We start from the raw sequence: 17,310 nt of genomic DNA on the forward strand, positions 1-17,310 counted from the left end.
TCAGCGCCTCGCCAACAGGCCTTGCGGCCGGATAGCCAGCACCAGCACCATGATCAGGAAGGTCACGACGATGGCGTAGGTCGGGATGTAGACCGAGCCGAGCTGCTCGGCGAGGCCGATGATCAGCGCGCCCAGCGCAGCGCCCGGGATCGAGCCCATGCCGCCCACGATCACGACGACGAGGGACGCCAGCAGGAAACGGATGTCTTCGCCGGGCGACAATGACTGGAAGGTGCCGCCGACGACGCCAGCGATGCCGGCAAGCCCCGCGCCGAAGGCGAACACCCCGACGAAGACGAGCTGGATGCGCACGCCCGTCGCGGCGAGAATATCGCGGTCGTCGACGCCGGCGCGGATGATCATGCCGATCCGGGTGCGGTTGAGCGCGAGCCACATCGCGACGCCGATCACCACGGAGGCCACGAAGATCACGAGCCTGACGAGTGGATATCTGAGGTAGACCGGATCGCCCGAGGATTTGATCGCAGTCACCAGCGGCAGCTCGATGGGACCGATCAGCCATTTCGGGGTCTGGATCTGGTAGAAGTCGCCGCCGCAGGCCCACAGCATGAGATCGGCAAACACGATCGAGAGCCCGATCGTCACCATTGTTTGCCTGAGATCCTGGCCCTCCATCCGGCGGAACACGATCACCTGCAGCAGCACGCCGACAAAGGCGGTCAGGACAAAGGCGACGATGAAGCCGAGGATCCACGAGCCGGACGATGTGCTGATGGCATAGCCGATATAGCCGCCGAACAGGTAGAGCGAGCCGTGCGCGAGGTTGACGTTACGCATCAGGCCGAAGATCAGCGTGAAGCCACTGGCGACCAGGAAGTAGAGGCCACCGAGCGTGATGCCATTGAAGACCGCGTTGAGGAAGACGCGCTTGCGGCCGATCGCCTCTTCCAGCCCCGGCGGCCAGACCGCAAAGGTCAGCCAGAGCGCGACCGCAATCGCGATGATCGTAATCAGCGCCCAGGCCGGATGGCGTTCGACGAAGCGGTTCATGGCTTCACCTCGCCCCGCTTGCGGGGAGAGGTCGGCGCGTAGCGCCGGGTGAGGGGGACTCTCCGCGAGTCAAACTGCCGCCGCACTTGCGGAGACTCCTCCTCACCCAGACCCTCTCCCCGCAAGCGGGGCGAGGGGGCATGCAGACCGTGACCGGCCGCTAGCCTCGCCATGAACGTGCGCTCCCGTCACTCGCGATCCTCTTTTCCGGGATCGCGTTGCCGGCATCCTAGCCAAGCGGCGAGGGCGACGTTTGATCGTGAGTATCTTTTCGTAGCCTGCGCTCAGGCACGCAAAACCTTGGCGGCGCGACGATAATCGGTCGGGGCCATCCCGACATTGGCGGCAAAAAAGCGCGTGAAACCGCTCTGCGAGGAGAAGCCGAGATCGAAGCCGATGTCGGCGATCGGTACCTCGCTCGCCACCAGCGCTTCGAGCGCCTGTTCCATGATCAGCGTGTTGAGATAGAGGTTCGGGGTGACGCCGGTCTGCACGCGGAACAGCCGGTAGAAATGCGGTCGCGACAGGCCGGATTCGCGCGCGATGGTGTCGAGCTCGATTTCAGCGCCGGGGCTCTCCGACATCATCTTGATGCACTTGCGGACGCGAAAGTCGGTGACGGCGCCGCCTGCGCGCGGATCGCGCGCGATCTCGGCCTGCTGCCAGCTTTCGTCGTAGCAGATGTCGATCAGCCGCCTCAGCTCGGAATCGAGACTGGAGAGCGATGGTGCGCCGCACACGAGCGCGGCGGTCCGCCTGATGTGCTTGTCGAGTGCTGGCGTGCGCTTGACCTGGGTGCGGCCGAAGCGCAACCGGTCGGAGCCGGAGGCATCCGGCGCAAACCATTCGGCATTGACGTAGAGCACGAAGAAGATGGCGCCGCCCTCAAGATCGGTCGGCAGAAAGTTGTGCGGTTCCCAGGGATTGACAGCGACGACCGACGTCTCGGTGAGATCGTAATGCCCGTCGGAGACATCGATGCATGCCGACATGCCGCCGACATGGAAGATCAGATGACCTTCGCGATGGGCGTGGATATTGAAAGGCCGGTTCAACTGATAAACCGTCGCCCGGCCGAAGCGGCCATGGAAGACGGCGAGCGCACGGCTCATGCCTTCCCCTCCCGAATGTTCTTGTCTTTTCGGCCAGCCTTCAACAACACCGCCGAGATTGCAAGAGCGGAGAGCGACCGCGTCAGCGAGTCGCTCCCCGGTTGCGTCTGCCTGACGTGATGCGTCAGTACTTCTTACATTCCGGCACGGTGCGGCTCGGCAGCCCGATCTTGGAGAACACGGCCGGGTCGTAGCCGAGCGTCTGGTTCACGTTCGGGATCACCTTCACGACCTTGCTGAACAGCGCGCCCTTGCCGTCGTCGACGACTTCGGTGACGAAGTTGGTGCCGATCGCCTGGCGGTTGGAGTCGAGCTTGATCTTGCCGTTCGGTGCGTCGAGCTCGATCTTCGCCAGTGCTTCCTTGTACTTGGCCTGGTTGTTGGAGAGATCGCCGTTGACCTGACGCAGTGCGAGGATCAGCGCCATGGTTGAATTATAGTAGTTGGTGGCGAGCAGCGACGGGCTCGGGAAGCGCTTGTTGGGCGGGAAGGCGTCTTGATAGGCCTTCACGAATTTCTGCCAGCCCGGATCCTCCCAGGTGTCGGCCTGTCCGCTCGCCGCGATGGTTCCGATCAGCGCGTTCTTGGCGTTGCCCTTCGACGACAGGATCGTCTGGTCGATCATGATGGAACCGCCCATCAGATGCGCCTTGCCGCCGGCCTGCTGATACTGGTTGAGGAAGTTGACGGCGTCGGCGCCGCCAAGCCCGAGATAGATGGCATCGACGTCGTCGGGCAGGGCAGCGATGACGGAGGCGAAGTCCTTCGTTCCCAGCGGCACCCATTGCCGGTTGGTGACCTGTCCGCCCATGCCGCAGAACTCGAGCACCAGCCCGAACACCTGAGTATAGATGAAGGAATAGTCCTCGCCGACGGTCGCGATCTTGCGATACTTTTTCTCCTCATAGGCGTATTTGCCGAGGCCGATCTGCCACTGCGCGCCGTCCATGTTGTAGCGGAAGAAGTTCGGTGCCGGGTCGACATAGGTCGTTTCCTGCGCGCCGGATGCGGCATTGATGAACGTCAGCCCGGGATGGGACTTGGCAAAATTCTTCACCGCGATGCCTTCGTCGCCGGAGAGCGGCGACAGCAGGATCTGCACCTTGTCCTGCTCGATCAGCTTGCGCACGGCGCGCACGGCGGAGTCCGGCGTTGCATCGGTCGAAGCGACGATGAATTCGAGTTCCTTGTCGCCGACCTTCTTGCCGAGCACGTTGAGCGCGGTCTGATGGCCGCGCATGCCGTCCTCGCCGAGCACCGTGTAGGTGCCCTCGAGCGTTGCGGTCACGCCCACCTTGATCTTTTCCTGGGCGATCGCCGCGCCCGAAAGAAACAGGCTGCTCAACGCGAGCAGTCCGATGCTGCATTTCGACATGTGCTCCTCCCTGTGTCATCGCTTGTTGCCGCGACGAACCGTATGATGCCCGTGGCTCTCGAAGCCCGCGGCTTTGGAGGAAAGCTAACCGAAGTCGGATGCGCTGCACCCATCGCGGCCTCGTTCGGCTTGACCGGTAGTCTCATTTTTGAATGTTGCGGCGCGAGTGATTTTCGCGGTGCAGCAGGACGCCGCGCTAGCTGTAATCTTCGCCGAGAAACTGGTTGATCGCATCGAACGCCTGCAGACGGTTCTTCTCCAGCAGAACCATGTGCGTGCCTTCGCCAATCTCGACCCATCGCCGGTAGGGCGCATGCGTCAGCGAAAGGAAGAAGTTCTGCGCCGAGGCGATAGGAACGTCCTGGTCCCATTCCGCGTGGACCAGGAGCACGGGCACGCGAATGTCGGCGGCGTCATAGAGCCTCTTGCCCGCGGCCCAGTATTCGCGGATGTCCAGGATCGGGCCGTTGACTGCACGCATGATGGCAGGCGCTTGCGCGCTGCCTAGCGGGTCGGTGGCGAGCGAGATATTGGCCCAGCGCTCGAAGCCGCCCGCCGGGATCAAGCTCGATCGTGCCGCTTCCGGCGCAGCCGAGAGCCAGCGCGTCCTGAAGTCCAGCACGCGAACGTTGCGATAGCCGCCGAGGCGCCCGCCTGCATCGATCGGAGCTGGGCCCTGCAGCACCCAAAGCGGCGCGACCAGCGCGAGCTTGACGACCTTGTCGTTGTTGCCTGCAGTGTAAGCACCGGCCACCGAGCCGCCCCAGGACATGGCAACCAGATTGAGTCGCGCGATCCTGCGTTGCTTCAGGATGTGCGCGACGGCGCTGGCGAGGTCACGCACGCCGGCCTCGGTGCGCACGAGCGGTGCGGACTGCTCCGGCGGGATGTCCATCTCGGACGGGCGGGTCGACTGGCCATAGCCGCGCACGTCGAGCGCGAAGACGTCGTAGCCATGGCCGGCGAGATGATCCATGAACGAGAGGCCGCCGAGCGGCGTATCGAAAAGGCTTCCCGATGAATAGGTCGCGCCGTGCATCATCAGGATGGTTCGCTCGGCGGAGAAGGTCTCGAGCGCCGCGGGACGCTTGTTGCGCAGGTGAAGCGAAATTCCGGCCGTGTCGCTCGGGATCATGAGATCCTCGACTACGATCTTGGGCCTGTCGACGCGCGCGCTGGCGTGCTGATTCATGATCGTTCTCCGTTCAGACGAATTGCCAGGTGAAGCGTCCTCCGGTGCGGCTGACGCGGCCGACCGATGACTGTGCGAAATGGGTGGTGAAGATGATTGAGCCCCGCTCGGCAGCGTCCTCCAGCACGAAGGCGCGCGAGCGCAACGCGGCTTCCGGGAATTCGCAGAAGCAGGAATTGAGCGAAGGCTCATACACCTGGAGCGGGTGGTGCATCACGTCTCCGGCGAACAGCGCCTCCTCGCCGCGTGAGACGAGGCGGATGGAGGCGTGATCGACGCTGTGGCCGGGCGTCGGGACGAACGAGATGCCCTCGATGGCCTCGCTCCCGTCCACAGCGATGAGCCTGGCAAGTCCGGCCTCGATCACCGGCCGGACGCTGTCGTCATAGACACGGTCGGCCGGCTTGCGCAGCGCGGGGCCGAGGGCCGGGGCCGGGCGGGCCGCTCCGGTCGGCTCTGTGCCCGTCGCGAGGCTCTCGCCATAGGCCTGCTCGATCGCGGAGAAGACGTAGGTCGCATTCGGGAAGGTCGGGACCCAGCGTCCCTCGACGAGACGGGTGTTCCAGCCGACGTGATCCGCGTGCACGTGGGTGAGCAGCACGTAGTCGACCTGCTCCGGCGTGACGCCCGCTGCGGCCAGCCGCGCCAGGAACGGTTCGTTGAGCCGGTGAAGCGGCGGAATCTCCGGCCGGTTCTTGTCGTTGCCGGTGGCCGTGTCGATCAGGATCGTGTGGTGCGGTGTCCTGACCAGCCAGCTGTGAATGCTCTGGATGAAGGTGCCGGTCGCAGCATCGAACGAGCCCGCTTCCAACTCGTCGCGATTGCGCTCCAGCGCCTCTGGCTCGCCTCCCGGATAGAGCGCGTCGAACTTGAATGCGGCAAGCCGCAACTCGTCGATCCGCGTGACGGATGCTTCGCCGACCTGATAGGTCTTGGCCGCGTGAATCATCAAGATGTCCTCCACTGGACCGCGGCGTAGGGCTGGTTGCCCGGGCCGCGGTGACAATGAGGTACGAAGCGCGCCAGGCCTTGGGGAGAGTCGCGGGCTCGATAGGTCCCATCGACATTGTCGATATCGGAAAGGATGCTGGCCCAGCTTTTCACGCCGGCGTTTTGGCCCTAACCCTCGTATCGCGGCTCGTCGCGGTCGCGACATGCCCCAGACGGAGGTGCCACCGATGCAGGATGCGGAACACGGCCGGGGTCGGCCGGCCGATGATAACGATCTCGCCGAGATCGACCTCGGTCTGTTGCTGGCTCTGGAGGCTCTCCTGCGCGAGCGGAACGTGACGCGCGCGGCCTCCCGGCTCAATATCGGGCAGCCTGCGCTCTCGGCGCGGCTGAACCGGCTGCGGCAGATCTTTGCCGATCCGCTGTTCGTGCCCGCAGCGAGCGGGCGCGGCGTGGTGCCGACGACGAGGGCCGTGGAGCTGCAGGCGGAGCTTGCGGACGTGCTCGGCAAGCTTCGTCGCATGGTGGAGGGGCCGGCTGTGTTCGACCCCGCCAGCAGCCAGCGCACCTTCGTCGTAGCCATCCACGAGAATCCGGCCGTGACGCTGGCGCCCGGCCTGGTCGCGCGCTTGACCGGGATGGCCGAGCGGGCGCGGCTCGCCCTCGTTCACCCCGCGCGCGATGTCGTGGATCAGCTCGAAAGGGGAGAGATCGACATCCTGGTGACGGGCGCCGATCGCGCACATGGCGAGCTGATGCAACGGCCGCTGTTCGAGGACGGCTTCCTGTCCGCACAGCGCAAAGGTCACCCCCGCGGCAACGGTCCGCTCGATCTCGACAGCTTTTGCGCGCTCGACCATCTGCTGATCTCCGCCGATGGCGGCGGCTTCTCGGGCCTCGTCGACGATGCGCTGGCGGCGCTCGGCCGCTCGCGGCGTGTTGCCGTCTCGATCCAGACCTATGCGCTCGCGCCGGTCATCCTTGCGCACAGTGACTGCATCTGCACCCTTCCGCGGCGGTTCCTGATCCGCTTCGCGCACGAGCTCGATCTCACGCCCCCGCCGCTCGATCTGCCGCCCGCTCGCATCGTCGCGCTGTGGCATCCGCGCAATCAGGAGGACAAAGGCCACGCCTGGCTTCGCGAGTGCCTGTACCAGGCGGCTGCTGCTTGATCGCGACGTGCCCTCACGTGGGGACGACCGGCGCTGTCAGGTTGTAAGTTCTGATTTCTGGAATGAAGTCGGCCAGCTTGCATTCGTTGCGTCCGGTATGCCGCCTGCCGCCTTCCTGAGCTGCGTGCCGGGATGGGCAGGTGCCTCGAAGTATCACCGGATCGCCATTACCGCCGGCTTTCGCCCCTTGTATCCTTGCTCGATGCCGAGCGCAGGAGAGCGCATGATGCGCCGGGCCTGACGACCGGCGGCAAGCCGGTAGCGAGCCCCCCGGCTGGCCACTGACGTTGCCGGCGGGCGATCGCCCGAGACGCCAGCTGGCGATCCATTGATTGCATCATCCGGACCTGCTCCACGCTGACGATTGACAAGCGAATTATTACATGTCTAAAAATATGCAAATTCATATAATCCGTGAGATGCCTGAATGGACGTGCATCCGCTCAAGCTCAAGGTCAGGTCGTATGTCGCGGAGACGCCGTTCATACGGAGCCTTGTGTTTGGTGTGGAGGACGGCGTCGTGCCGCAATGGCAGGCAGGCGCGCATCTCCGCGTCGCGCTCCCGAATGGCGGAGACCGGCCGTACTCGCTGATGGCGTTACCGGGACTTCCTGAAGATGCGCTGGCGCTTGGTGTCCTGCGCGAGGAGGCTTCGAGCGGCGGCTCGCAGTTCATGCACGCGCTCAAGGTCGGCGACGTCGTGAAGGCGAGCGCGCCGGTCAACAATTTCCGACTGCACGAGGGAGCAGCGCCGGCGCTGCTGTTCGCCGGCGGCATCGGTATCACGCCCGTTCTGTCGATGGCGGCGGAACTGGCGGCGCGGGGAAGCTCATATCGCCTGCACTATGCCGGGCGCACGCAAGGATTGCTGGCGTTCCTGCCGCAATTGCAGGAGATCTGCGCCGGAGGGCTGTCCGTCCACTACGACAGCGATGAATCCCGCCTCGACATTGCCGCGGCGCTCGACGATGCCGCAGCAAACGCCCACGTCTATGTCTGTGGCCCTTCGGGCATGATTGACGCGGTGAAGGCCGCTGCGGCCGCCGCCGGGGTGTCAGCCGATCGCGTTCATTACGAGCTCTTCAAGTCCGAGCAGCCGTCATCGCCTGACCGGCCGTTCGAGGTCGAGATCAAGTCGACCGGGCAGGTCGTCGGCGTTGCTGCGGGGCAGACCATCATCGAGGCGCTGGAGGCGGCTGGTTTCGACGTGCTCTACGACTGTCGGCGCGGCGATTGCGGCATTTGCCAGTGCGGCGTGATCGCGGGAGTCCCCGATCATCGCGACGTCATCCTCAGCGACGAGGAGAGGGCGTCCAACAAGGTCATGCAGATCTGCGTGTCACGCGCGAAGTCGGAACGACTGGTGCTGGATCTCTAGGGGAGACGAGGGACGCCATGAAAAGATACGGCGGGAATGCCCACGCGATTGCGGCGCTGGTGCGCGAGGCCGAGGTGCATCGCGACGTCTATGTCGACCCCGAGATCTTCGATCTCGAGATGGAGCATCTGTTTCCCAACAGCTGGGTCTATGTCGGCCACGCCAGTCAACTTGCAAAACCCGGCGATTTCATCACCGCCAATATCGGCCGGCAGCCGGTCATGGCCAGCCGCCATACCGACGGCTCCATCCATGTGTTCTACAATCGCTGCCCGCACAAAGGCGTGAAGATCGCGTCCGAACCCTGCGGCAACACCGGGAAGTTCTTCCGCTGCCCTTATCACGCATGGTCTTTCAAGACCGACGGCTCGCTGCTCGCGATCCCGCTGAAGAAGGGCTACGAGGGCACCGGCTTCGGCGACACTCAGGCGAATGAAGGGTTGTCGAAGGTCAGGAACGTCGTCATCTACCGCGATTTCATCTTCGCTCGCCTGAGCGTTTCAGGCGTCTCCTTCGAGGATTATTTCGGCGAAAGTCTTTCGACCATCGACAACATGGTCGACCGATCGCCGGAGGGGAAGCTCGCAGTCCAGGCGACGCCGATCCGCTACATGCACACGTGCAATTGGAAGATGCTGGTCGAGAACCAGACCGACACCTGCCATCCGATGGTGGCGCACGAGAGCTCGGCTGGCACCGCGGTCAAGGTCTGGAAGCGCGAGCAGGGCGATTCCACGGAAACACCGATGGCGGTACAGCTGTACGGTCCCTTCATGAGCCCGTACGAGTTCTACGAGCAGAGCGGCATCCGGATTTGGCCGAACGGCCACGGCCACACCGGCGTCGCCAACTCCATCCATTCGAACTATTCGGATGTCCCGGGCTATCTCGACCAGATGGTCGCGGCCTATGGCGAGCAGCGCGCGCATGAGATCCTTGGCGAAGTCAGGCACAACACCGTCTACTTTCCGAACATCATGGTGAAGGGCGCTGTCCAGATCCTGCGCAATTTCATCCCGATCGCTGTCGACAAGACGCTGGTCGAGAGCTGGGTCTATCGCCTGGTCGGCGCGCCCGACAAGCTCTACGAGCGCGCATTGATGTACAACCGCTTCATCAACGCGCCGACCTCGATCGTCGGCCACGACGACCTCGAGATGTATGAGCGGGCGCAGGAGGGACTGAAGTCCAACGGCAATCAATGGGTCAATCTGCGGCGGCTCTACGACGGCCATGAAGAGCAGGACGTCACGGCGGTGATCAACGGCACGTCCGAGCGGCAGATGCGGAACCAGTTTCACGCCTGGGCGAAATTCATCACTATGGACATGGACAAGCGCATCGAGGCCGCGGAATGATCGGCGAGAAGGCCATCACGGACTTCATCTATCGCGAGGCCGAGCTGCTCGACACGATGCAGTGGCAGGCTTGGCTCGATCTGTTTCACCCCGAAGGGCGTTACTGGATGCCGCTCGAATGGCAGCAGCAGGATCCGGTGCTGCAGCCGTCTCTGATGTACGAGGATCTTCTGCTGCTGAAGGTGCGGGTCGAGCGGCTCGCCGGCGAGCGCACCTTCAGCCAGAAGCCGAAGAGCCGTTGCCATCATCTGCTCCAGGCACCGCGGATCGTCGCGTGCGATCCTGCTGCCGGAATGTTCAAGGCACGAACCTCCTACATCTACACCGAGACTCGCGGCGATATGCTGGAGCGCTATTCGGGATGGGCTTCGCACGAGCTCGTGCAGGTCGGCGATGCCCTGAAGATCAAGCTCAAGCGCGTCGATCTCGTCAATTTCGATGCGCCGTTCGGCAACATCCAGCTTTTCATGTGAGACTGCCTTGACCTCTGCGACCACCGTCTATGCCCGTTTTCAAGAGACCGCGCTCCGCCGTGGCGAAGCGGGCTTCCTCAACGTGCTACCGGAGACGGCAGGCCTCTACGGCATTGCGGCGGGCGAGATTTCCTACCGCGCGATGCGCGATCGGGTCGAGCGCTGGCGCGCGGCGTTTGCGAGCCGCGGTTACGGCGAAGGCCACCGGGTCGGGCTGCTGCTCCAGAACAGGCCTGTCTTCATCGAGCTGTGGTTCGCGCTCAATGCGCTCGGCGTCTCGGTGGTGCCGATCAATCCGGACCTCCGTCTCAGCGAGCTCGAATACATCATCTCGCATTCCGAGATGAATGCTGCGTTCGTCCTCGCCGAACGGCACGAGGAGGTGGCGCTGGCCGCGCGTCAGGCCGGCAGGCCGATCCCTGTCGTGGACGATCAAGACGACGTTCCCGCACCCTTCGGCGGTGCGCGGCCCTCGACCTCGGCGAGCGAGGGGAGCGAATGCGCGCTGCTCTATACGTCGGGGACGACGGGCCAGCCCAAGGGCTGCGTCCTTACCAACACCTATTTCCTGCATTGCGGAAACTGGTATCGCGACGTCGGCGGGCTGATCGACCTCAAGCCAGACGGCGAGCGTATGATCACGCCGCTGCCGCTGTTCCACATGAACGCGATGGCGGTGTCGCTGATGGCGATGCTGTCAGTCGGTGGCTGCCTGACCATGCTCGATCGCTTCCACCCGCGCAGTTGGTGGGCCTCGGTGCGCGACAGCCGCGCTACCTGCCTGCATTATCTCGGCGTGATGCCCTCGATGCTGATGAGCGCGCCGCCATCGGAGCTGGACCGCGCGCACAGCGTGCGTTTCGGCTTCGGCGCCGGCGTCGACAAGCTGCTGCATGCCCCGTTCGAGCAGCGCTTCGGCTTTCCGCTGCTGGAGGCCTGGGCGATGACCGAGACCGGCAGCGGCGGCGTCATCGCCGCCAATGTCGAGCCGCGCAAGGTCGGCACCAGCTGTTTTGGCCGCCCGGCCCTCGAGATCGAAATTCGGATCGTCGATGACGGCGGCCATGATGCGCCGGTGGATATGCCCGGCGAGCTGCTGGTGCGGCGCGCCGGCGCCGATCCGCGTTACGGCTTCTTCCGCGAATATCTCAAGAACGAGGCTGCCACCACCGAGGCGTGGGCCGGCGGCTGGCTGCACACCGGCGATATCGTGTCGCGCGATGCGGACGGCGACCTGCACTTCGTCGATCGCAAGAAGAACGTGATCCGTCGCTCCGGCGAGAACATTGCCGCGGTCGAGGTCGAATCCGTCCTCAACCGGCATCCCGCGATCCGGCAGGCCGCGGTTGCGGCGACGCCGGACCAGATGCGCGGCGACGAGGTTGCGGCGGTCATCATTGCCGAGAAGGCCGGCGCGGACCGCGCGCTCGCCGAAGAGATCGTGCGCTGGAGCCTTGAGCAGATGGCCTATTACAAGGCGCCGGGGTGGATCTGCTTCGCCGACAGTCTGCCGCTGACCGCGACTGAGAAGATCCAGCGCGGCGGGTTGAAGGATTTTGTCGGGAAGCTGATGCGCGAAGGCGCGTTCTTCGATCTGCGCGACCTCAAGAAGCGGCAAGTCTGATCAAGAAGGTCTGATCATGAGCGAGATCCGCACCACCCTCATCACCGGCGGCAATTCGGGGATCGGCGAGGCCCTGGCGAAGAAGCTCGTGGAGCGCGGGCAGCGCGTGGTCTCGGTCGGGCTGGAGAAGCCGACCTGGACCCATGATCTGCTCGCGGCCTATCGCGCCGACCTCACCGATATCGAAGAGACGCGTGCGATCGCGCAGGAGATCTGCCGGGATCACGCCGTGGACAGCCTGGTCCACAATGCCGGAATCATCCTGCCGAACTTGCTGCCCGACGCCAAGCCGGAAGACATATTGATGCTGGCGCAGTTGCATCTGGGCGCGCCGATGCTCCTGACCCAGGCGGCGCTGGAAGGGATGCGTGCGCGCCGCTTCGGGCGCATCGTGTTCGTCTCGTCGCGCGCCGCGATGGGCGCGGTGACGCGCTCGGCCTATTCGGCCACCAAGGCCGGCGTGCACGGCATGGCGAGGACCTGGGCGCTGGAGCTTGCCGCGAGCGGCATCACCGTGAATGTCGTCGCCCCGGGGCCGATCCTGACCGATAATTTCTGGGGCATCATCCCGAAGGGCTCCGAGCAGCAGGAGCGGATGGCGCGCAACGTTCCGGTCGGGCGGCTCGGCTCGCGCGAGGACGTCGCGCACGCAATCTCGTTCTTCCTCGACGAGCACTCCGATTTCGTCACCGGCCAGGTGCTCTATGTCTGCGGCGGTACCAGCCTCGTCGGCCTCGGGCCTTGACGCGCGCGCTCTAGATCTGGTTCTGGCGGATATTCTCGACCATCTTGGCCAGCACGCGCGCGCAGACCTCGATGTCGTCGGGCTCGATGCCCGCGACCAGCCTGTCGTAATTGTTCGCCATGATCGGCCAGATCTTGCGCAGCAGCGCTTCGCCCGCCGGCGTCAGGCCGACGACGCGGCGGCGCTGGTCCTCCTCGGCGATCTCGCGCTTGACGAGGCCCGACGACACCATGGACTCGACCATGCGGCTCGCCGTCGACTGCTCGGTCACCGCGAGAACGGCGACCTCGTTGACGGTGAGGGTCTTGTAGATGAACAGCACCGACAGCGTCCGGAACACGACATTGTTGATGCCGTGCTCGCTCAAATCGCGGTTCTGATCCAGGTTCCAGCGATTGGCGAGCCGGTTGAACAGATACGGAATATAGGTTTGCAGCTGGTCCCTCGTCCTCGGCGGACCCGACTTCCATCTGCTCTTGGATTCTCTGGCCATTATCTCTTGCGACTTTGCTTCTTGCTCTCGGTATGAAGTTTCGAGGAAAGCGATTTCAGCACGGACAGCGCGCTGTCCAGCTCCCGGGCCGGGACGTTCTCGAGCCGTCTGGCGAGATGCTTCTTGTGGATTTCGGCCGCCTGCCGGAACAGCGCTTCGCCTTTCGGCGTCAGGCGCACGATGAAGGACCGCCGGTCCTCGCTCGACATCTCCCTGCTGATGAGGTCGTCGGCGAGAAGACGTTGTACCAGCCCCGAGACATTGCCGCCGGTCACCTTCAGATTTTGCGACAATTGCCCGAGCGCGAGGCCCTCCTGGTAACGATCGAGCTGGGCCAGCACGTCGAATTTTGCCAGCGACAGGCCGAACTCCGAACTCAGCATCGAATTGAGCGAGGCGAACAGCTCACCATGCAGCGACAGCAATTGGAGCCAGAGCCGGGTTTCGATCTGCCCAGGGACGGGAACAACGTTCTCCTTGAGTGCTGCCGGCATCGCATGACCATCGAGTACAGAATGTCTCGTCGAGTGAAGGGAATTACTGCGGGTCGTTCGCTCCGATTAACAACCTGAGAATCGTAGTCAAGCCGTCCGATCCTGACCTCCTGAGGGGCGAACGGCAATCCAATCCTACGTCCGGCGCCCGTGGAATCATGCGAAAGTCTTGATGGTCTGGATCACGCCGTCGAGCGCCGTTCCGGCGCTGTCCTTCAGCGCGGCCTCCCGCAGGCGGCGCGCCCAGTCGGCGGCATCCTCGCGGCGCTCCACCAGCTTGATCGCCGCGAGCGTCCTGTCGAATTTCGACAGCCCCCGGCTGTGGGTATCTGAATAGCCTTTGACGAGGCGTCGGCATTGCAGGATCTCGATGCCGAGCTGGTAATTGGTGCCGACCGCCTCGGTCGCGGCCTTGAGCCATGAATCCCGGTGCGCCGTCTCGATGGCGTGACGCAGCGAGCGGCGGCGCAGGCCGCGCATCCCGCCGACGACATAGAGGGCCAGGAACCAGGGCAGCGAGTAGGTTCGCACCCGACGTCCCCGGTTGACGCGGCGATCGAGCCAGCCGAGCAGGCGCGGGCGCGCGCCGAGCCAGCGGCCGAAGCCTGCCGGCAGCATGCCCATCACTTCCTCCATGCGGGGATGCATGAACTCGGTGGTCTGGAGCACCTGTCCGTTCGACATCTCGAGCTCGCTCTCGATGCGCGCGCGGCGGCCGGCGCGCGTCTTGAGGTCGGCGACGCGGATGACGTCGTCATAGGTCATGGCGTTGGCGAGGTACTTTGCCGCGGCTTCCGTGAAGGCATAGGCATGTGCGTCACCGCCGGCGTTTCGGTCGGCTGCGTGCAACCTCTTGAGGATGTCGAGATATTCGCCGCCATAGGCGATGTCCTGGAAGTCGACGACCTTCCGCAAGCCTGCACGAGCCATGCCGAGTGCAGGCTGGGGCAGCTCCCCATTCAATCTTGCGACAAGCTCGCCGAGCTGCGGATCGGGCGTCGCGGAAGAGGGGGTATCGTCGGCCGGTTTGGTTGGCGCGGGGGCCGCAACTTCGGTCGGGCCGGTCTTGACCCGCTCGAAGGCGGCCTCGAACGTCTCGACGCTGGCCTTGGCGCCTTTGCCGCCGGTGCGGATGACGTCGAGATAGCTGTCGCGGCTGAACGGCAGCACGCCCGCGCCTGCGAGCGCGCCGAACATCGCGGCCGAGATGACGCTGCCATGCGCGATCGCCAGCGCGTTCAGATCGAAGATGATCTCGGTCTTCGCCGCAATGCCGATGGCGCCGGTCACGGCGCCGCCGTCGGCGATGCCGTTGCCCGGCGCGATCTTCTCGCCGATCGCGAACGACCGGTGGTTGGACGCGATCAACGTGGTGCGATCCGGCGTCACGAGGCCGCGCAGGATCGATCGACCGGCTTCCATGAATTCGGCGGCCATCACCACGTCGACGTCGCCGGGGGTGGGCATCAGCGACAGGATCGGCTTGCGGCCGTCGAGCGGCGGCATCGCCTCGATATAGTAGATCGTGGCGCCGGTGCGCTGGGCGACGCCGGGCACGGAGGTGGACTGCGCGACCCAGCCATGGTTCTCGGCGAGCTGAACGATCCAGTCCGTCAGGACGCCGCCGCCCTGGCCCCCCATCGCGACAATCGCGATCGAGATCGGCCGCTCCGTCGCTTCGCCTGCGGCGGGGAGGGCCAGCCGGATCGTCTCGTCCCTCATGCCAGTGCCTCGAGCGCCGGACGCCGGCGGTCGCGCCGACGCTGCAGCCAGCCGATCACGCTCATCGCGACCCTTGCTTTGAACATGTCCCAGCGAGTCGGATTGTGGATGACGTCGGCTCGATAGAACGAGGGGCAGAGCACGGCGGCCTCGGAGACCTCGCCGCAATTGCCGCAGCCGACGCAGGAATTGTCGATCGCCGCGACCGGATCGTCGCGCAAGGGGTCGTCGAGCTGCTTCACCGACAGTGACGGGCAGCCGGAGAGGCGGATGCAGGCATGGTCGCCGGTGCAGACGTCTTCGTCGACTCCAAAGCGCTCCTTGACAATGCGCGTCCCGTCCTTGATCGCCTTGTTGATCTGCGGCTTCACGCGCCGCTGCTTGTTCAGCATGCATTCGGAGGACGCGACGATGACCTTCGGGCCTTCCTCTTTCGTCGTCAGCGCTTCCTTCAGCGTGTCGCGCATCTTGCCGACGTCGTAGGTGCGGTCGAGCTGGCGCACCCACTGGCCGCCGATGCCCTTCACCGCCTGCACGATCGAATTGTTTGTCTTGCGGCGCTTGTTGACCGCGCGCGAGGACAGGATGTCCTGACCGCCCGTGGCAGAAGTGTAGTAATTGTCGACGATGACGAACACGCCGTCATGCTTGTTGAACACGGCATTGCCGATGCCGCTGGTCAGTCCGTTGTGCCAGAAGCCGCCGTCGCCCATCACCGCGATCGACCGCTTGTCCGCCTTGACGTTGAAGGCCGAGGTCGAGGCCGGGCCGAGGCCGAAGCCCATCGTGGTCGCGCCGATGTTGAAGGGCGGCAGGATCGAGAACAGATGGCAGCCGATGTCTGCGGAGACGTGGTGCTGGCCGAGCTCTTCCTCGACCAGCTTCATGGCGGCGAAGATCGGCCGTTCCGGGCAGCCGGTGCAAAGCCCGGGCGGGCGCGCCGGCACCACCTGCTTGAGCTTCTCGACCGCGGGGTGATTGAGCACGGGCGCTGCGTCCGGCGCCGGCGGCCGGTTGCCCAGCAGCCGCGGCTCGGTCTTCTCCAGGAATTCCCTGACGCCGCCGAGCAGCACCTGAGCGGTGTAGTCGCCGCCCATCGGCAGCACGTCCTTGCCGTGGACGCGCGCCTGGATGTCCTTGCGGCGCAAGACCGTATTGATCGCCTGCTCCAGATATTCCGGCTGGCCTTCCTCGACGATGAGAACGGCCTCCTTATCGATGCAGAATTCCGCAACCTCGGTATCGATCACGGGGTAGGTGACGTTCATGATGTAGAGCGGGATCTGCGTGTTGCCATAGGCATCCGACAGCCCGAGATATTGCAGCGCGCGGATGACGTTGTTGTACATGCCGCCCTGCATGATGATGCCGACCTTGCCCTGCTTCGGCCCCATCCACTCATTCAGCTTGTTGTCCCGAATGAATCCGATAGCCGCGGGCATCCGCGTCTTGATCTTCTCCTGCTCGTGCTCATAGGCCGCCGGTGGCAGCACGATGCGGTTGACGTCACGCTTGGGATTGTTGAGCGCGTCCTTGATGGTGTGCGCCGGCCTGACATTGTCCTTGCAGGCGAAGCTGCCGTGCATGTGGCAGGCGCGCACGCGCACCTCCAGCATGACCGGCGTGTTGGAGAACTCGGAGAGCTCGAAGCCTTTCTCGATCAGATTGACGATGCATTCATGCTCGGGGCGGGGATCGAGCAGCCACATCTGCGACTTCATCGCGAAGGCGTGGGTACGCTCCTGCATGATGGAGGAGCCTTCGCCATAGTCCTCGCCGACGATGATCATGGTGCCGCCGGTGACACCGCCCGAGGCGAGGTTGGCAAGGGCGTCGGAGGCGACGTTGGTCCCGACGGTCGACTTCCACGCCACCGCGCCGCGCAGGGGATACATCACCGATGCCGACAGCATCGCCGCGGCGGCGGCTTCGTTCGCCGAGCTCTGGAATACGACGCCGAGATCGTCGAGCACGTCCTTGGCGTCGGCCAGCACGTCCATCAGGTGCGAGATCGGCGAGCCCTGATAGCCGCCGACATAGGCGACCCCCGATTGCAGCAGCGCCTTGGTGATGGCGAGGATGCCTTCGCCGCGGAACGTGTCGCCATCGCCGAGCCTGAGATCCTCGACCTCGCGAGCAAAAGACCGTTCAGCCATTGCACCCTCCAGAAATATGCGATAGCATACGTTTACATGTGAAGTAAGTCAACG

General features: G+C 64.5%; 15 protein-coding genes. 6 read left to right on the forward strand and 9 right to left on the reverse strand.

Annotation, left to right across the window (positions count from 1 at the left end):
* From I6F31_RS31655 to I6F31_RS31675, 5 genes are all read right to left on the reverse strand, one after another.
* Positions 1-1,011, reverse strand: coding sequence for a branched-chain amino acid ABC transporter permease (locus tag I6F31_RS31655; RefSeq protein WP_225145842.1), 1,011 nt, complete (start codon positions 1,009-1,011; stop codon positions 1-3).
* 284 nt (positions 1,012-1,295) lie between these two features.
* A complete protein-coding gene (locus I6F31_RS31660) occupies positions 1,296-2,123 on the reverse strand; it encodes an AraC family transcriptional regulator (protein ID WP_225186653.1) in 828 nt (275 codons plus the stop codon).
* Positions 2,124-2,247: 124 nt separating this feature from the next.
* The gene (locus I6F31_RS31665) at positions 2,248-3,498 is read right to left on the reverse strand and encodes an ABC transporter substrate-binding protein (RefSeq protein WP_036013367.1); all 1,251 of its coding nucleotides are present in this window, start codon (positions 3,496-3,498) and stop codon (positions 2,248-2,250) included.
* Between the two features lie 196 nt (positions 3,499-3,694).
* Positions 3,695-4,690 (reverse strand): alpha/beta hydrolase, encoded by a 996-nt coding sequence (locus I6F31_RS31670; RefSeq protein ID WP_225145841.1) that lies wholly within the window; start codon positions 4,688-4,690, stop codon positions 3,695-3,697.
* A gap of 13 nt (positions 4,691-4,703) precedes the next feature.
* A complete protein-coding gene (locus I6F31_RS31675; RefSeq protein WP_225143165.1) occupies positions 4,704-5,639 on the reverse strand; it encodes an MBL fold metallo-hydrolase in 936 nt (311 codons plus the stop codon).
* A gap of 229 nt (positions 5,640-5,868) precedes the next feature.
* Here I6F31_RS31675 and I6F31_RS31680 point away from each other — a divergent pair, with 229 nt between their 5' ends.
* The 6 genes from I6F31_RS31680 (at position 5,869) to I6F31_RS31705 (ending at position 12,391) form a co-directional block, all read left to right on the forward strand.
* A complete protein-coding gene (locus tag I6F31_RS31680) occupies positions 5,869-6,813 on the forward strand; it encodes a LysR family transcriptional regulator (RefSeq protein WP_225145840.1) in 945 nt (314 codons plus the stop codon).
* A 427-nt stretch (positions 6,814-7,240) separates the two neighbouring features.
* On the forward strand, positions 7,241-8,191 hold the full coding sequence (locus tag I6F31_RS31685; protein WP_225145839.1) for a PDR/VanB family oxidoreductase: 951 nt from the start codon (positions 7,241-7,243) through the stop codon (positions 8,189-8,191).
* Between the two features lie 17 nt (positions 8,192-8,208).
* Complete coding sequence (locus I6F31_RS31690; protein ID WP_225145838.1) at positions 8,209-9,549, forward strand: Rieske 2Fe-2S domain-containing protein; 1,341 nt, start codon at positions 8,209-8,211, stop codon at positions 9,547-9,549.
* Positions 9,546-10,022, forward strand: coding sequence for an aromatic-ring-hydroxylating dioxygenase subunit beta (locus tag I6F31_RS31695; RefSeq protein WP_225145837.1), 477 nt, complete (start codon positions 9,546-9,548; stop codon positions 10,020-10,022). The genes I6F31_RS31690 and I6F31_RS31695 overlap by 4 nt, the downstream gene beginning before the upstream one ends.
* A gap of 7 nt (positions 10,023-10,029) precedes the next feature.
* Positions 10,030-11,646, forward strand: a complete 1,617-nt coding sequence (locus I6F31_RS31700; protein ID WP_225186654.1) for an ATP-dependent acyl-CoA ligase — start codon at positions 10,030-10,032, stop codon at positions 11,644-11,646.
* A gap of 16 nt (positions 11,647-11,662) precedes the next feature.
* Positions 11,663-12,391, forward strand: coding sequence for an SDR family oxidoreductase (locus I6F31_RS31705; RefSeq protein WP_225145835.1), 729 nt, complete (start codon positions 11,663-11,665; stop codon positions 12,389-12,391).
* Positions 12,392-12,401: 10 nt separating this feature from the next.
* Here the strand turns inward: I6F31_RS31705 and I6F31_RS31710 are convergent, their stop codons facing one another.
* From I6F31_RS31710 to I6F31_RS31725, 4 genes are all read right to left on the reverse strand, one after another.
* Positions 12,402-12,884 (reverse strand): MarR family winged helix-turn-helix transcriptional regulator, encoded by a 483-nt coding sequence (locus tag I6F31_RS31710; protein ID WP_225145834.1) that lies wholly within the window; start codon positions 12,882-12,884, stop codon positions 12,402-12,404.
* Positions 12,884-13,378: a MarR family transcriptional regulator gene (locus tag I6F31_RS31715; protein WP_225151120.1), complete on the reverse strand. Its 495-nt coding sequence runs from the start codon at positions 13,376-13,378 to the stop codon at positions 12,884-12,886. Before I6F31_RS31715 ends, I6F31_RS31710 begins: the two co-directional genes overlap by 1 nt.
* Positions 13,379-13,534: 156 nt before the next feature.
* Positions 13,535-15,100 (reverse strand): indolepyruvate oxidoreductase subunit beta family protein, encoded by a 1,566-nt coding sequence (locus I6F31_RS31720; protein ID WP_225186655.1) that lies wholly within the window; start codon positions 15,098-15,100, stop codon positions 13,535-13,537.
* Positions 15,097-17,256, reverse strand: a complete 2,160-nt coding sequence (locus I6F31_RS31725; protein ID WP_225186656.1) for an indolepyruvate ferredoxin oxidoreductase subunit alpha — start codon at positions 17,254-17,256, stop codon at positions 15,097-15,099. Before I6F31_RS31725 ends, I6F31_RS31720 begins: the two co-directional genes overlap by 4 nt.
* Between the last annotated feature and the right edge of the window lie 54 nt (positions 17,257-17,310).

Origin of the sequence: Bradyrhizobium sp. NBAIM01 (genome assembly GCF_020194115.1) — a bacterium.
GTDB lineage: Bacteria > Pseudomonadota > Alphaproteobacteria > Rhizobiales > Xanthobacteraceae > Bradyrhizobium > Bradyrhizobium yuanmingense.

Excerpts from the sequence above, each read along its gene's own strand:
- I6F31_RS31660 (WP_225186653.1), bottom strand. The coding sequence starts at position 2,123 with ATGAGCCGTGCGCTCGCCGTCTTCCATGGCCGCTTCGGCCGGGCGACG.
- I6F31_RS31675 (WP_225143165.1), bottom strand. The coding sequence starts at position 5,639 with ATGATTCACGCGGCCAAGACCTATCAGGTCGGCGAAGCATCCGTCACG.
- I6F31_RS31710 (WP_225145834.1), bottom strand. The coding sequence starts at position 12,884 with ATGGCCAGAGAATCCAAGAGCAGATGGAAGTCGGGTCCGCCGAGGACG.
- I6F31_RS31665 (WP_036013367.1), bottom strand. The coding sequence starts at position 3,498 with ATGTCGAAATGCAGCATCGGACTGCTCGCGTTGAGCAGCCTGTTTCTT.
- I6F31_RS31685 (WP_225145839.1), top strand. The coding sequence starts at position 7,241 with ATGGACGTGCATCCGCTCAAGCTCAAGGTCAGGTCGTATGTCGCGGAG.
- I6F31_RS31720 (WP_225186655.1), bottom strand. The coding sequence starts at position 15,100 with ATGAGGGACGAGACGATCCGGCTGGCCCTCCCCGCCGCAGGCGAAGCG.
- I6F31_RS31725 (WP_225186656.1), bottom strand. The coding sequence starts at position 17,256 with ATGGCTGAACGGTCTTTTGCTCGCGAGGTCGAGGATCTCAGGCTCGGC.
- I6F31_RS31715 (WP_225151120.1), bottom strand. The coding sequence starts at position 13,378 with ATGCCGGCAGCACTCAAGGAGAACGTTGTTCCCGTCCCTGGGCAGATC.
- I6F31_RS31680 (WP_225145840.1), top strand. The coding sequence starts at position 5,869 with ATGCAGGATGCGGAACACGGCCGGGGTCGGCCGGCCGATGATAACGAT.
- I6F31_RS31695 (WP_225145837.1), top strand. The coding sequence starts at position 9,546 with ATGATCGGCGAGAAGGCCATCACGGACTTCATCTATCGCGAGGCCGAG.
- I6F31_RS31670 (WP_225145841.1), bottom strand. The coding sequence starts at position 4,690 with ATGAATCAGCACGCCAGCGCGCGCGTCGACAGGCCCAAGATCGTAGTC.
- I6F31_RS31690 (WP_225145838.1), top strand. The coding sequence starts at position 8,209 with ATGAAAAGATACGGCGGGAATGCCCACGCGATTGCGGCGCTGGTGCGC.
- I6F31_RS31655 (WP_225145842.1), bottom strand. The coding sequence starts at position 1,011 with ATGAACCGCTTCGTCGAACGCCATCCGGCCTGGGCGCTGATTACGATC.
- I6F31_RS31705 (WP_225145835.1), top strand. The coding sequence starts at position 11,663 with ATGAGCGAGATCCGCACCACCCTCATCACCGGCGGCAATTCGGGGATC.